Here is a 14,817-nt window from a genome sequence, read left to right as displayed (position 1 = left end):
TGGGCGCAGCGCGTCGTACTGGGCGGAAGGGCCCGATCGGCCGTTCTGCCGAACCACCCGCAGCGCTGGCTGGACGGCTGCCCAGATCCCCGCCGAGACTGCCAGTCGTCACCACCCGCGCCGAGTGATATGCCGCTGCCGCTAATGTCGTTGCTATGGCTCAGCCCGACTCCGCGTCCGGTGACGCGACACCACTCGGTGTGTGGCCCGGTACCGCATACCCGCTGGGCGCGACCTACGACGGTGCGGGCACCAACTTCTCGGTGTTCTCCGAGGTTGCCGACGCCGTCGAGTTATGCCTGATCGACCGGGACGGCACCGAGTCCAGGGTGCCCCTGGACGAGGTCGACGGGTACGTCTGGCATGCCTACCTGCCCGCGGTCGGACCGGGCCAGCGCTACGGCTTCCGGGTGCACGGCCCCTACGATCCGGACCACGGATTACGTTGCGACCCGAGCAAACTACTGCTCGACCCGTACGGCAAGGCGTTCGACGGCGAGTTCGACAACGACCCGTCGCTGTACACGCACGGCCTCGACTCGCTCGGCCACACCATGGCGGGCGTGGTGATCAACCCGTACTTCGACTGGGGCACCGACCGCGCGCCGAACCGGCCGTATCACGAGACGGTGATCTACGAGGCGCACGTCAAGGGCATGACCGCCACCCACCCCGACGTGCCGGAAGAGTTGCGCGGCACCTACTCCGGCATCGCGCATCCGGCGATCATCGAGCACCTGAAAGGCTTGGGCGTCACCGCGATCGAGCTGATGCCGGTGCACCAGTTCCTGCACGACAGCGTGCTGCTCGACCAGGGGCTGCGAAACTACTGGGGCTACAACAGCTTCGGCTACCTCGCGCCGCACAACGAGTACGCCGCCATCAAACGCGCCGACTCGGCGGTCACCGAGTTCAAGGCGATGGTGCGCGCGCTGCACGCCGAGGACATCGAGGTGATCCTCGACGTGGTCTACAACCACACCGCCGAGGGCAACCATCTCGGGCCGACCATCGGCTTCCGCGGCATCGACAACGCCGCCTACTACCGCGTCCTCGACGACGACCCTTCGCACTACATGGATTACACGGGCACCGGCAACAGCCTGAACGTGCGGCACCCGCACACACTGCAGCTGATCATGGACTCGCTGCGCTACTGGGTGCTCGACATGCACGTCGACGGCTTCCGCTTCGACCTGGCCGCCACGCTGGCCCGCGAGCTGCACGACGTCGACCGGCTGTCCACGTTTTTCGATCTGGTGCAACAGGATCCGGTGGTCAGTCAGGTGAAGCTGATCGCCGAGCCGTGGGACGTCGGCGAGGGCGGCTACCAGGTCGGCAACTTCCCCGGCCTGTGGACCGAGTGGAACGGCAAGTTCCGCGACACCGTGCGCGACTACTGGCGCGGCGAGCCTGCCACGCTGGGCGAGTTCGCTTCCCGGCTCACCGGCTCCTCCGACCTGTACGAGGCCACCGGCCGCAGGCCCAGCGCGAGCATCAACTTCATCACCGCGCACGACGGGTTCACCCTGCGGGACCTGGTGTCCTACAACGAGAAACACAACGAGGCGAACGGCGAGGACAACCGCGACGGGGAGAGCTGGAATCGGTCGTGGAACTGCGGTGTCGAGGGCGACACCGACGACCCGCACATTCTCGCGTTGCGCGCCAGGCAGAGTCGCAACCTGCTGGCCACGCTGGTGCTCAGCCAGGGTGTGCCGATGCTCGCGCACGGCGACGAGATGGGCCGCACCCAGCACGGCAACAACAACGTCTACTGCCAGGATTCCCCGCTGGCCTGGATGGATTGGTCACTGATGCAGCAGAATTCGGACCTGCTCGAATTCACCCGCAACGTGATCGCGTTGCGCACCGAGCACCCCGTCTTCCGGCGCCGCCGCTTCCTGGACGGCAGGCCGGTGCGGTCGAAGGATCGCGCGCGCGACATCGCCTGGCTCACCCCGGAGGGCGCGGAGATGACCACCGCGGACTGGGACAGCGGCTTCGGCAAGTCCCTGACCGTATTCCTCAACGGCAAGGGCATCCACGAACCCGACCCGCGCGGCGAACGAATCACCGACGACTCGTTCCTGCTGTGCTTCAACGCCCACGACGAGGCCATGGACTTCACCCTCCCGAACTCCGACTACGGCACGCACTGGGCCGTCGCCCTGGACTGCTCGACGCCGACCGGCCGGTCCGACGCCACCTACCCCGCGGCGGCGACCCTACCGGTCGAATCCCGTTGTCTGCTGGTTCTGCGTCACGACGGATGACCGGAACACCCATGACCACACCGGAGTCCACCGAGACGCACGTGACCGATCCACTCTCGCTGCGCCGCACCCCGGCTCGGCCGACCACCATCCGCAGCACCTACCGGCTGCAGCTGCGGCCGGACGCGCTGACCTTCAGCGATGCCAGGACGATCGCGGAATACCTGCAGCAGCTGGGCATTTCGCACCTGTACCTGTCGCCGATCCTCACCGCGGCACACGGTTCGACGCACGGCTACGACGTCACCGACCCCACCACGGTCTCGGCCGCGCTCGGCGGGCCCGCCGGGCTCAAGGCACTGTCCGACGAAGTGCGCAGCCGCGGCATGGGTTTGGTCGTCGACATGGTGCCCAACCACGTCGGCGTCGCCGATCCGCGACAGAACAAGTGGTGGTGGGACGTGCTGCGCAACGGCCGCGAATCCGCCTTCGCGCACTACTTCGACATCGACTGGAGCGCCGCCAACGGCGCGGGCGGCCGCCTGGCCCTGCCCGTGTTACAGAGCGAGAACGACCCGGCGGCACTCACCGTCGATCGCTCCGGCTCCGAACCGATGCTGGCCCTGCATGATCTGCGCTTCCCCATCGCGCAGGGCACCGACGGCGACAACGCGCTGCGCATCCACGACAAGCAGCACTACCGCCTGGTGAGCTGGAAGGCGGGCGTGTGCACCTACCGCCGGTTCTTCGCGGTCAGCAGCCTCGCCGCGGTCCGCCAGGAGGACAAGGAGGTCTTCGAGGTCACCCATCGCGAGCTGGCCGCCTGGTGCGAACACGACCTCATCGACGGCGTGCGGATCGACCACCCGGACGGATTGTCCTATCCCGCCGCCTATCTCGCGCGGGTGCGCAGGCTGATCGGCCCGAACCGCCTACTGCTGATCGAGAAGATCCTGGCCAACCGCGAGCCGCTCGACTCGACCCTGCCGGTCGACGGCACCACCGGCTACGACGCGCTCGCCGACCTCGGCGGCGTGCTCATCGACCCGGACGGCGAGCAGGCGCTCACCGAGCTGTCCAAGAAGGTGGCCGGGCACGGCAGCGACCGCGCCTGGATCGGCGAGACCGAGCACCGGATCAAGCGGGCGGTCGCGGAAAGCATTCTGGCGCCGGAGGTTCGGCGCCTGGTCGCGGCGATCAAGCGGGACGCGGGCGCGGACAGTTTCGACACCATGGCGATGACCAACGCCACCATCGAGGTGCTCGCCTTCATGCCGGTGTACCGGGCCGACTACGCGCCGCTGGCCGGCATGATCGGCGCCGTCATCGCCGAGGTGGAGAAGCGCAACAGCGAACTCACCGCGCCGCTCGCGGTGCTGGTCGCCGCGCTGGCCTCGGATGGTGAGGCGGCGGTGCGGTTCAGCCAGGTCTGCGGCGCGGTCACCGCGAAGGCGGTGGAGGACACCATGTTCTATCAGGCCGCCCGGCTGGTCTCGCTGCAGGAGGTCGGCGGCAATCCGGCGCGATTCGCCCACTCGCTCAACGAGTTCCACCTGTCCAACAGCGAACGCGCGCAGCGCTGGCCCGCCACCATGACGACGCTGTCCACGCACGACACCAAGCGCGGCGAGGATGTGCGCGCCCGCATCGGCGTGCTCTCCCAGGCCGCCGACACCTGGGCGGAGAACGTCGAGTCCTGGGAGGAGACGACGCCGGGACCGGACGGCGCGACCACGTTGTTCTTGTTGCAGAACATGTTCGGGGTCTGGCCCGCCGACGGCCGTCCCGCCGCCTCGGTCCCGGGTTTGCGGGACCGGCTGCACCAGTTCGCCGAGAAGTCGATTCGCGAGGCAGGCACCAAATCCTCCTGGGAGGAACCGGATGCCGAGTTCGAGACCGCGGTGCACACCTGGATCGACGCGGTGATCGACGGCCCCGTCGGCTCCGAGCTCGGCGACCTGGTGCACGAGCTGGCGCCGCATGCCTGGTCGGATGCGTTGTCGCAGAAGCTGCTTCAGCTCTGCGGCCCCGGCATCCCGGACATCTATCAGGGCTGCGAGCTGTGGGAGGACTCGCTCGTCGACCCGGACAACCGGCGCCCGGTGGACTTCGCGGTCCGCACCGGCATGCTGCAATCACTCACCGGCACACCGGCGCTGGACACCACCGGCGCGGCGAAGATGTGGATCGTCGCGTACGCGCTGTGGCTGCGCCGGGAGCGCCCCGACTGCTTCGTCGGCGGCTCCTACCTGCCGCTGTTCGCCATCGGCGAGCAGGCGAGCAGGCTGGTGTCCTTCGCCAGGGGCCGGGTCGGCGCGGCACCGGAGGTGATCGTCGCGACCACCAGGCACAGCGTCGATCTCGCCGAAACCGGCTGGGGCGACACGACTCTCGACCTCCCGCAGGGAAACTGGACGGACCGGCTAACCGGCCACACATTCCAGGGGCGGGCCCGGCTGGAGAAGCTCTTCGGCAGGCTCCCAGTCGCCCTCCTGGTGCGCTGAGACCGGGCTGACCTTCTCCAGCAGCTCCTCGGGGAACATGCCACCGAACCGCGCGCGCCACCGGCGCAGGTTCGGCGGGCGGTACTCGTCGTCCTCGTTGACCAGCGAGGCCAGCCGGACGCCCTGCTCGTGGCCGTTGGCCAGCTGGCGCCATGAGTCCAGATAGAACCGCGTGCTGCGCGGATGACGCAGGGTACGGACCACATTCAGGATCCGGTAGCCGAGGCCGAGCGACGAATGCGGCTGCATGTGCGCCACGGCGTCGGCGGCACGGCAGGTGTTGGACAGCTCGTCCAGCCGGTCCCGATCGAAGGCCAGTCCGACAGATTCGGCCTCGCGCACCATCCAGCGCAGCGTGATGTCGGACAGCCCGCATTGGGCGTAGCCGCCGCCGATGTCGCTGTGCACGCCCTCGAACCACACCTGCTTCACCCGCTGGAATCCCCTGCGGTACTTCACATTCGGCTCGACCGGCACCTCCCAGAGGCACGGCTCGAAGTTGCGCCGCCGCTCGTCGATGGCCAGCGCCTGCCTGGCGCAGTGCACGCTCGGGGCGAGTTTGACGTCGTGGAACTTGTACCGCAGCGAGGTGAGTCCGGGCACGCCGAGCGCGCCGACGGTGTCGAAGACGCCGAGGAAGTTGACCTTGGGCGCGACCTTGTGGCAGTTGTCCCTGCGGAAATCCAGCCATTCCTGCGGAATCGTGCCGTCTTTCGGCGCGACCTGATGATGAATCTGCAGCGCCTCCGGATATTTCCCGTTGATCATCGCCGCCGGTGTCAGGATCCCGATGCGGTCGATCAGGCCGGACAGGCTGCGCGCGGTGAACGCACCGCGACTGAACCCGAAGATGTAGATCTCGTCGCCCGGCTGCCAGTTCAACGCCAGGTGCCAGTACGCGGACGACAGGTTCGCCTCCAGGCCGAGCCCGAACGCACCACCCATCAGCCGATCGGACAGGAAGCCGCGGGCACCCGGCCCCGACACGTAGGTGACCCACTGCTGGATCGTCTCCCCCAGCGGGCCGGGCGCGTCGTACCGGATCGTCTGGGCGATTTTGATGATGTTGGATACCGTCGTGCTCGACTCCGCTTTCCAGGTGCCGTCACAACATACGACCAGGCGTTTCATGAACCAGATCCTCCCGCCGGGCCCCTACCGGAACCCGCGTACTCGACTACTCGAATAATCGAGCACCCGGTGAACAGTGTTAATGAACAACACCTGTTTCAACCAGGTAGCGAGCGGGACTCAGTGCCTCAGAGCCAGGTGGGATCGCCGAACACGGCGCCGGAATCGTCGACCTCGGGGGATTTGTAATCCACGTAGGCGTATTGCCGGAGGGTGACCGGGCCGGTGCACGAATTCACCTTGATGTGAAAATCGCGGAAGCTGAGCTGAATCAGCTTGCCGGGGATCATGTCCTTCTCCGCGATCGCGACCTCGCCGACCTCACCCGGCGCGAGATTCAGTGTGGCGACCGGATTCGGATTGAAGCTCGGCTGCTGCCCGATGACGAGGTCGGGCGTCGCGCCGAGGGTGCCCGCGCCGATGGTCACCGCACAGCCGACGTGATAACCGATGCGGAGCTTGCCCGCCGTCGCCCCCTCGATCTGGCCGTAGCCGATCGACGTGACCAGGGCCTCCCGGGTGGTGCCCATGAAGTTCAACGGCGGGATCCGATAGATGTACTCCTCCCGGCTGCCGACGGTGAACTTCTTCCCGCCGTCACCCGGTGGAATGAACGACTTCTCGTGCGGGGGCATGCTGATCACCTCGGCGGTCGCCGCGGGCGCTAGGGCGGCAACGGACGCGCAGGTCACGGCGACGCCCGCCAAGGCCTGCACAGTCCTTTTCACATTCGACCCCATAGCTTCGAACCTTAGTAGCCGTTCGCTATATCGTCGGCGTGCGACACGGCAGAATCGTGCGCCGACCTCGACTCGGGCCGACACTGATCGCTTGTCCAGCAGAGCGCTACGGTGTGCAGATGCTCCAGGGAAGACAAGCCGAACAGGCACGTATCGATCGGCTTCTCGCGGCGGCACGGGACGGCCGGAGCAGCGCGCTGGTGGTGCGCGGCGAACCCGGGATCGGCAAAACCGCGCTGCTGGATTACGCGGCGGCCCAAGGTCTTCCGACGGTGCGCAGCGCGGGCATCGAATCCGAGGCCGAATTGCCTTTCGCCGGACTGCATCTGCTGGTGCGGCCGGGCATCGCACTACTGGACACCCTGCCCGACCGGCAGCGCGACGCGTTGCGCGGCGCTTTCGGTCTGGCACAGCAGGATCCAGGTGATCGGCTATTGATCGGGCTCGCCGTGCTGTCGCTGCTGGCCGAGGAGGCGACCGACGGGCCGTTGCTCTGCCTGATCGATGACGCGCACTGGCTCGATCACGCGACCGCGGAGGCGCTGCTGTTCGCGGCGCGCAGGCTCGACACGGAGGGCGTGGTGATGATCTTCGCGACCCGCCAGGGCGCGGACGTCTTCCCCGCGCCCGACCTGCCCGAGCTGATCGTGACCGGGTTGCCACCGGAGGCCGCGGCCGCCCTGGTGGACAGCCGCGATCCCGATCTGTCGCCGGTACTGCGCTATCGGCTGCTCGGCGAGGCCGGTGGCAATCCGCTGGCGTTGCGTGAACTGCCCGCCGTGCTCGCGGCGGAATCGCCTGGGGCGGGCCCGAATCCGCTGCCGTTGACGCAGCGACTGCAGGTCGCCTTTCACGGTCAGGTGAGCAGGCTGCCCCCGCGCACGCGAGTGCTGCTGCTGGTCGCGGCCGCTGCGGGCAACGCCGCACTCGCCACCGTCTTGCGCGCGGGCGCCGCCCTCGATGCGCAGCTCGCCGATCTCGCGCCCGCCGAAGACGCCGGGCTGGTGCACAGCGACGGACGGACGCTGACCTTCCGGCATCCGCTGCTGCGCTCGGCGGTCTATCAGGGCGCGCCGCTGGCCCAGCGTCTCACCGCGCATCGTGCACTCGCCGAGGCACTCACCTCGGCCGAGGACGCCGATCTACGGGCCTGGCACCTGGCCTCGGCGGCGACCGGTCCGGATGAAACCACCGCTGCCGCACTAGAACTCACTGCGGATCGGGCGCGCGAGCGTAGTGGGTATCACGGCGCTGTCGCGGCCTACGAGCGCGCGGCCGGACTCAGTACCGTCCCAGCGGATCGACTGCGCAGGTTGGTGCTCGCCGCCGAGACCGCCGGCGAGACGGGCCTGCCCGATCTGGCCGGGCAGCTTGCCGAGCGCGCGGCGGCGCAGACGACCGATCCGCTGATACTCGCGCGGCTCGATCTCGTCCGCGGTGTCGCGGAATTCGGTGCGGGCAAGCCACTTTCGGCGCATCGGTTATTGCTCGGCGCGGCCGCGGCGGTGCGCGAGTCCGAACCACCGCGGGCGGCGCGCATTCTCGCGCAGGCGTTGCACACGGCCTGGTATCTCGGTGCGCCGGAGCTGGCGGAGGTCGTCGATGCCCTGACGACGCTCGCGCTGCCGGACAGCGCACCGCTGGCGCCCATCGCGCGGTACACGGTCGCGGCGATCAACGGTCGGTTCACTGTCGATCTGCGCGCAGCGGCGGTCGCGGCCAGGCAAGCGGGCGCGGACAGTCCACGGGATCTGGTGCAGATGTGCGGGATAGGCCTGGTGGTCGGCCAGGACGATCACGTCACCGAATTGGCGGGCGAGCTCATCGCCGAATGCCGCGAGCAGGGCCGGATCGCGTTGCTGCCGACGCTGCTGTTCTTCCGCGCCGAGGGCGAGGCTTTTCTCGGCAGGCCGGGTGAGGGCCGTGTTGCCGCGACCGAAGGATTGCGGATCGCGACCGACCTCGGGTACGGGCAGTGGATCAGCCAGCTGTCGGCGTATTTGGCGTATCTGGCCGCGTTGGAAGGCCGGGCGGAGGAATGCCGGGAGTTGGTGGACCGGGCGCTCGCCGAGGAGTTCGGCGGCGGTGCCGCGCCCGGTGCGCCCTGGACGCACCTCGCACTCGGCCTGCTGGAACTCGGGCTCGGCAAGGTCGACGGTGCGTTGGCCAGGTTGACGTTGCTGACCAGCGAGCCCGCACGTCATCACGTGTCCGGGCGACGTGCCCTGCCCGATTTGATCGAGGCGGCGGTCCGGCTCGGTAACCCGGCTCGCGCAGGCGACGCACTGGACCGGCTGACCGAGTGGGCGACAGTCTCGCGGCAGGACTGGATCGAAGCGCTGGCGCATCGCTGCCGTGCCCTGGTCGATGAGGCGAATGCCGAGCAGCACTACCTCGCGGCGTTGCGGCTCGGCGGCCGACCGTTCGAACAGGCCAGAACCCAACTGCTGTATGGCGAATGGTTGCGCCGCACGCGACGGAAAGCCGATGCGCGGACACAGCTGCAGCCCGCGCTGGAGACCTTCGAGCGACTCGACGCCGTGCCGTGGGCAGAGCGAACGCGGACCGAACTCGGGGCGCTCGGCGTCGGAACCTCGACCCGGCCCGCACACGGTGTACTGGCCGCGCTGACGCCGCAGGAACTACAGATCGTGCGATTGGCGGCGCAGGGCATGTCCAACCGGGACATCGCCGCGCAGTTGTTCCTCAGCCCGCGCACGGTCGGCCATCACCTGTACAAGGCTTATCCGAAGCTGGGCGTGGTCTCGCGAGGTGAACTGGCGGATCTCCCGCTCGACGCGAACTAGCCGGTTCGGTCGGCCGAGCGACGCGCGACGGCGAGCCCGACCAGCCAGCGGCCCGCACCGACCGCGGCGGCGATCAGCACCGCGACCTGCGGAGAACCGAGGATCAGCGCAAGGATCAGACAGGTCACCAGCGCGGCGGCCAGCGCCTCGAGCTTGTATACCGGCCACGCGCTCCCCGCGATCTCAACTGTCGCGGAGCGGGCCGACGGGTGAACAACTGCCATCTAGTAAGGATAGACGGACTGCGATGTTCGGTCTACCGAACTTTGTGTTGCCGGGAACACAGTCGAACCCGGATTCGTTCCCTCAGGCATGCCATTGACAGGAGAATACGAACCGAGCCCGTACGCCATGGCCCGCGATCAGGTCGAGACCTATGAGAACTCGGGCGGTACCGAGGGCACCACGCACGAGGGCAAGCCGGTCATCCTGCTCACCACCAAGGGTGCGAAGTCCGGCAAGCTACGCAAGATCCCGCTGATGCGGGTGGAGCACGACGGCGAATACGCGGTGGTCGCCTCGTTGGGCGGCGCTCCGAAGAACCCGGTCTGGTACTACAACATGAAGGCCGAGCCGCACGTCGAACTGCGTGACGGCACCGTGAACAAGGACTACACCGCGCGCGAGGTCTTCGATGACGAGCGTCAGGTGTGGTGGGACCGGGCCACCGAGGTCTGGCCGGACTACATCGAATACACGAAGAAGACGGATCGGACGATCCCACTGTTTGTGCTGACCCCCCGGGACTGAGCCCAGCACGTCGGATCATCCGACGTGACGGCAGCTAATTCCGCGCAGCACCGCCACCCGCCGCAGCAGCCCGACGCGGCGGGTGGCAGCATATTTCGGGTGTCCAATCCGCTTGATGTCATCGACGCACTGTCCGCTTCTCGTCCCGCGCTGAGCGCGGACGAGATCGACGCTGCCGCCAAGCGAATTGCCGACATTATCGAGCCGACTCCGCTGCAGCGCAGCGAGCGGCTCTCGCGGCTCACCGGAGCGGACGTCTACCTCAAGCGCGAGGATCTGTCCGCGGTCCGCTCCTATAAGCTGCGCGGCGCCTACAACCTGGTGATGCAGCTGACCGAGAGCGAACGCGCCGCCGGTGTCGTCGCGGCCAGCGCGGGCAACCACGCGCAGGGCGTGGCGTTCGCCTGCCACGCGATGGGCATCAAGTGCCGCATCTACGTGCCGACCACTACCCCCAAGCAGAAGCGCGATCGGATCCGGGTGCACGGCGGTGAATTCGTGCAGCTGATCGCGGTCGGCGAAACCTACGACGCCGCCGCCTCCGCCGCGGCCGACGATGTCGAGCGCACCGGCGCCACCATGGTGCCGCCGTTCGACGACGTGCGCACCGCGGCCGGGCAGGGCACCATCGCGCCGGAAATCCTGGAGCAACTCGGCACCTCGCCCGATCTGGTCGTGGTGCCGGTCGGCGGCGGTGGCTGCCTGGCCGGCGTCGGCACCTACCTGCGGGACCGCTCGCCGCACACCTCGATCCTCGGCGTGGAACCGGCGGGCGCGGCCTCGATGACCGCGGCGCTGGTCGCGGGCGGACCGGTGACGCTGCCGGAGATCGACCCGTTCGTGGATGGTGCCGCGGTGCGCCGGATCGGCGCCGTGCCGTTCGCGGCGGTCGCCGGATTCGGCGGCCGGGTGGTCTCGCATGCCTCGCTGCCGTTACTGACCACCACCGAATCGCCCAGCGGCACAAGCTCTTTCCGGATGATGCAGGTCGACGAGGGCGCGATCTGCACGACCATGCTCGACCTCTATCAGAACGAAGGCATCATCGCCGAACCCGCTGGCGCGCTGGCGGTTACCGCACTGTCCGAGCTCGCGGTAGAGCCGGGATCGACGGTGGTGTGCCTGGTCTCCGGCGGCAACAACGACGTGTCACGCTACGGCGAGATCATCGAACGCTCGCTGGTGCACCGCGGCCTGAAACACTATTTCCTGGTGGACTTTCCGCAGGAGCCGGGCGCGCTGCGGCGCTTCCTGGACGAGGTGCTCGGGCCGGACGACGACATCACCATGTTCGAGTACGTCAAGCGGAACAACCGCGAAACCGGTTCGGCGCTGGTCGGTATCGAGCTCGGTGCCCCAGATGGGTTGGGCGCGTTGCTGGACCGGATGGCCGAATCGCCGATCCAGTGCGAGCGGCTGGAGCCGGGCTCGCCCGCCTACCGCTATCTGACCTGACCTAAGCCGCCGCCTCGCGTGTCTCCGCCATGGGGATGCGCCGGGTGGCGCGCAGGCAGTTCAGCAGCATCGGCAGCATCCAGAACGCCGCCGACATGTCGTAGGACATTTGGCCCACCGACAGCCGGTTGTGCACGAAGCCGACCGAAAGGCCGAGGCGCGGTTCGGCCCAGCCGAAGGAACCGCCGAGACCGATGTGGCCGAATCCGGAGCGGGCGCCCGGCATCGGCAGTGAGTGGTAGCCGAGCCGCCAGAGCATGGGCGTATAGAAGAGGGCGTGGTCGAGCCGGTACGTCTGAATCCGCCTGATCGCCTTGATGGTTCGCGGGCTCAGATACTGACGGCCGTCCGCCACACCGTCGTTGGCGAGCGCGCCGTACATGGTGGCGAGCGCGGGCGCGGTGCACACGCCGTTGCCCGCGCCGAGCTCGGTGTTCAGGATCGGCGGCTGCTCGCCGGCCAGGATGGATTCCAGGCCGGGCAGGAACAGGCAGCGGGTGGCCGCGCCCAACGCACCGGGGATCCGATGGCTGCGGCCCAATATCATTGCGCTGACCGGTTTTCCGATCAGGCTCAGCTGGGATCCGGCCAGCGGCGCGTAGCTGGTCGGCGCGTCCGGCGGCGGCGCGCCGAGGTGGATACCGTCGACGCCCAGCGGGTCGGCGACCTCGGAGCGGAACAGTTCCGCCATGGGACGGCCGGTGATCGCGCGGGCCAAGCCCGCCATCAGCCAGCCGAAGGTGAGCGCGTGATACGCCGGAACACCCAGCAGGTGATCGGGTTTCGCGGCGGCCAGGCGCTGTTCCATCAGTTCGTGATCGAGCACGTCATCGAGGCCGGTGGCGATCGGGGCCAAGGCGGACAGGCCCGCGCTGTGCGTCATCGCTTGGCGCACGGTGATTTTGCTCTTGCCGTTGGCGCCGAACTCCGGCCAGTATTCGGCCATCGGCGCGGCATAGTCGAGCAGTCCCCGGTCGGCGAGCCGGTGGATGACGGTGGCGGTGACGCCCTTCGTCGCGGAGAAGATGATCGACCCGGTGTCCTGCGTCCACGGGCCGGTGCCGCCGGATCCGGTCCAGATGTCGAGCAGTGGCTCGCCGTGCAGGTGCACCGCCAGTGCGCCGCCCGCGCCGCGGCGATGGCCGAAGGTCCTGGCGAAAGCGCGCACCAGTGGGGCGAATTCGGCGGTGGCGCTGCCACCCATCCCGGTCGGGATCGGCGCTAGATCCCCGGAAGCGTCGTTGCTCATCTATCTACGGTAATGGCGGCGGTCACACCCGGCAATGAATCTGTCTCGGACAGTTTCTATCGTGACTTTCCCGCAACCGGAGTTCGGCTACCGGTCCGCGAGGATCGCGAACGAGTGCGCGGGAATCGTTGTCGCCGACGGGCCTTCGGTCGGCGGCTCCCACGACAGCAGCGAGAACCCGGTGACCGGCACCGTGACCTGGTCTTCGGACAGGTTGCACACCAGCTTCAGCGCGCCGCGATGCACGATGATCCAGCGGGCGTTCTCGTCGTGGTCGACCGAGAGGTGGGTCAGCCACGGGTCGGTGAGTTCCGGTCGTTCCCGGCGCAGGGCGAGCAGCTTTCGGTAGCAGGAATGTAGCCGGATGTGCCGGGCTTCTTCGAGTTCGGCCCAGTTCAGCTTCGAGCGCTGGAACGTCGACGGGTCCTGCGGGTTCGGCACCTCGTCGGTGCTCCAGCCGTGCTCGGCGAATTCGGCCTTGCGGCCGTCGGCGGTGGCGGCCGCGATCACCGGGTCGGTGTGCGAAGTGAAGAACAGGAACGGGGTGTTCGCGCCCCACTCCTCGCCCATGAACAGCATCGGCGTGTACGGCGAGCACAGCACCAGTGCGGCCTTGATCGCCAGTTGCCCGTCGGTCAGATAGGCGCTGGGCCGGTCGCCGATGGCGCGGTTGCCGATCTGATCGTGGTTGCAGGTGTAGGCGAGCAGCGCGCTGCCCGGGATCATCGCGGTGTCGATCGGGCGGCCGTGGGTGCGGCCGCGGAAGCTGGAAAACGTTGCGGCGTGGAAGAATCCGTGCGTCAGCGTGTGCACCAGGCAGCGCAGTGAGCCGAAATCGGCGTAGTAGCCCTGTCGTTCACCCGAGACCGCGGTGTGGATCGCGTGGTGCAGGTCGTCGTTCCACTGCCCGGTCAAGCCGTAACCGCCCGCGGCGCGCGGCGTGATCAGTTTCGGGTCGTTGAGGTCGCTCTCCGCGATCAGGTTGAGCGGCCGGCGCACGTGGGCCGCGAGACGTGTTGTCTCGGTGGCGAGTTCGGCGAGCACATGGTTCGCGGTCCGATCGACCAGCGCGTGTACCGCGTCGAGTCGTAGCGCGTCGATGTGGAAGTCGCGCAGCCAGCGCAACGCGTTGCCGATGATGTGCCGACGCACCTCGTCCGAGTCGGGACCGTCCAGGTTCAGACTCTGCCCCCACGTGTTGCGCCCTTCGGTGAGGTAGGGCGCGAAGCGCGGCAGATAGTTCCCGGAGGGACCGAGATGGTTGTAGACGACGTCCAGCGCGACCGCCAATCCCCGCGCATGGCAAGCATCCACAAACCGCTGCAACCCATCCGGCCCGCCATACGGTTCGTGCACCGCGTACCAGAGCACCCCGTCGTAACCCCAGTTGTGCGTCCCGTCGAACGCGTTCACCGGCATCAACTCGACCACGGTCACCCCGAGATCGACCAGATAGTCGAGCCGCTCGACCGCCGAATCGAACGTGCCGTCCGGGGTGAAGGTGCCGACGTGCATCTCGTAGAACACCGCACCGGCCAATGACCGCCCGGTCCACCCCGCATCCGTCCACACCGACCGATCGAGGCTGTGCACCGCCGACCGCCCGTGCACGCCGTCCGGTTGCCGAGCCGACCGCGGATCCGGCAGCACCGCCGGATCATCGTCGAGCAGAAACCCGTACCGAGCCCCCTCGGCAGCAGCCACCTCGGCCTGCCACCACCCACCCCCGGACCGCCCCATCGGATGGACGACACCATCCACGTCTACCCGCACCTGCTCCACCCGCGGCGCCCACACCTCGAACAAGGTCACCCCGCCAGCATTCCACGCCCCCACCACCCGCGCCCGTGTTGATCTAGTTGTGGCGAGGGGGAGTGTCCGGGAAACGGTGGATTTGATCTTGGTCTGACACGCCGAGCGTTGCTTGGCGGGAAGGATCGATGATGAGCGAAACACTGGATCCTA

General features: G+C 68.1%; 10 protein-coding genes. 5 read left to right on the top strand and 5 right to left on the bottom strand.

The annotated features are described in order from the left end of the window. Positions 1-155: 155 nt before the first annotated feature. Both glgX and treY read left to right on the top strand, forming a co-directional pair. On the top strand, positions 156-2,276 hold the full coding sequence (gene glgX, locus ACFWF1_RS16760; protein ID WP_379292137.1) for a glycogen debranching protein GlgX: 2,121 nt from the start codon (positions 156-158) through the stop codon (positions 2,274-2,276). An 11-nt stretch (positions 2,277-2,287) separates the two neighbouring features. Next, positions 2,288-4,720, top strand: a complete 2,433-nt coding sequence (treY, locus tag ACFWF1_RS16755; protein WP_379292138.1) for a malto-oligosyltrehalose synthase — start codon at positions 2,288-2,290, stop codon at positions 4,718-4,720. On the opposite strand, the gene ACFWF1_RS16750 is transcribed toward treY, so the two are convergent. Both ACFWF1_RS16750 and ACFWF1_RS16745 read right to left on the bottom strand, forming a co-directional pair. Then, complete coding sequence (locus tag ACFWF1_RS16750; protein WP_379292139.1) at positions 4,640-5,851, bottom strand: DUF2235 domain-containing protein; 1,212 nt, start codon at positions 5,849-5,851, stop codon at positions 4,640-4,642. The two genes, treY and ACFWF1_RS16750, sit on opposite strands and share 81 nt — an antisense overlap. 128 nt (positions 5,852-5,979) lie before the next feature. Then, positions 5,980-6,591: an MspA family porin gene (locus tag ACFWF1_RS16745; RefSeq protein WP_379292140.1), complete on the bottom strand. Its 612-nt coding sequence runs from the start codon at positions 6,589-6,591 to the stop codon at positions 5,980-5,982. A gap of 119 nt (positions 6,592-6,710) precedes the next feature. Here ACFWF1_RS16745 and ACFWF1_RS16740 point away from each other — a divergent pair, with 119 nt between their 5' ends. Then, complete coding sequence (locus ACFWF1_RS16740) at positions 6,711-9,398, top strand: ATP-binding protein (RefSeq protein ID WP_379292141.1); 2,688 nt, start codon at positions 6,711-6,713, stop codon at positions 9,396-9,398. Here ACFWF1_RS16740 and ACFWF1_RS16735 read toward each other — a convergent pair. Then, positions 9,395-9,622, bottom strand: a complete 228-nt coding sequence (locus ACFWF1_RS16735) for a hypothetical protein (protein WP_379292142.1) — start codon at positions 9,620-9,622, stop codon at positions 9,395-9,397. The two genes, ACFWF1_RS16740 and ACFWF1_RS16735, sit on opposite strands and share 4 nt — an antisense overlap. 88 nt (positions 9,623-9,710) lie before the next feature. Here ACFWF1_RS16735 and ACFWF1_RS16730 point away from each other — a divergent pair, with 88 nt between their 5' ends. Then, positions 9,711-10,148: a nitroreductase family deazaflavin-dependent oxidoreductase gene (locus ACFWF1_RS16730; protein ID WP_379292143.1), complete on the top strand. Its 438-nt coding sequence runs from the start codon at positions 9,711-9,713 to the stop codon at positions 10,146-10,148. Between the two features lie 99 nt (positions 10,149-10,247). Beyond that, positions 10,248-11,603: a threonine ammonia-lyase IlvA gene (ilvA, locus tag ACFWF1_RS16725; RefSeq protein WP_379292144.1), complete on the top strand. Its 1,356-nt coding sequence runs from the start codon at positions 10,248-10,250 to the stop codon at positions 11,601-11,603. A gap of 1 nt (position 11,604) precedes the next feature. Here ilvA and ACFWF1_RS16720 read toward each other — a convergent pair whose 3' ends face one another. Together ACFWF1_RS16720 and treZ are read right to left on the bottom strand one after the other, a co-directional pair. Continuing rightward, entirely contained in the window at positions 11,605-12,852 is a 1,248-nt protein-coding gene (locus tag ACFWF1_RS16720) for a serine hydrolase domain-containing protein (protein ID WP_379292145.1), read from the bottom strand. Between the two features lie 87 nt (positions 12,853-12,939). Beyond that, on the bottom strand, positions 12,940-14,664 hold the full coding sequence (gene treZ, locus ACFWF1_RS16715) for a malto-oligosyltrehalose trehalohydrolase (protein ID WP_379292146.1): 1,725 nt from the start codon (positions 14,662-14,664) through the stop codon (positions 12,940-12,942). Positions 14,665-14,817: the final 153 nt, after the last annotated feature.

Source organism: Nocardia sp. NPDC060255 (assembly GCF_042727395.1).
Taxonomy (GTDB): domain Bacteria; phylum Actinomycetota; class Actinomycetes; order Mycobacteriales; family Mycobacteriaceae; genus Nocardia.
This window is presented reverse-complemented; position numbering and strand designations above follow the sequence as displayed.

Bases quoted from the DNA above. Each gene is read 5' to 3' on its own strand.
- glgX (WP_379292137.1), top strand. From the start codon at position 156: ATGGCTCAGCCCGACTCCGCGTCCGGTGACGCGACACCACTCGGTGTG.
- treY (WP_379292138.1), top strand. From the start codon at position 2,288: ATGACCACACCGGAGTCCACCGAGACGCACGTGACCGATCCACTCTCG.
- ACFWF1_RS16750 (WP_379292139.1), bottom strand. From the start codon at position 5,851: ATGAAACGCCTGGTCGTATGTTGTGACGGCACCTGGAAAGCGGAGTCG.
- ACFWF1_RS16745 (WP_379292140.1), bottom strand. From the start codon at position 6,591: ATGGGGTCGAATGTGAAAAGGACTGTGCAGGCCTTGGCGGGCGTCGCC.
- ACFWF1_RS16740 (WP_379292141.1), top strand. From the start codon at position 6,711: ATGCTCCAGGGAAGACAAGCCGAACAGGCACGTATCGATCGGCTTCTC.
- ACFWF1_RS16735 (WP_379292142.1), bottom strand. From the start codon at position 9,622: ATGGCAGTTGTTCACCCGTCGGCCCGCTCCGCGACAGTTGAGATCGCG.
- ACFWF1_RS16730 (WP_379292143.1), top strand. From the start codon at position 9,711: ATGCCATTGACAGGAGAATACGAACCGAGCCCGTACGCCATGGCCCGC.
- ACFWF1_RS16720 (WP_379292145.1), bottom strand. From the start codon at position 12,852: ATGAGCAACGACGCTTCCGGGGATCTAGCGCCGATCCCGACCGGGATG.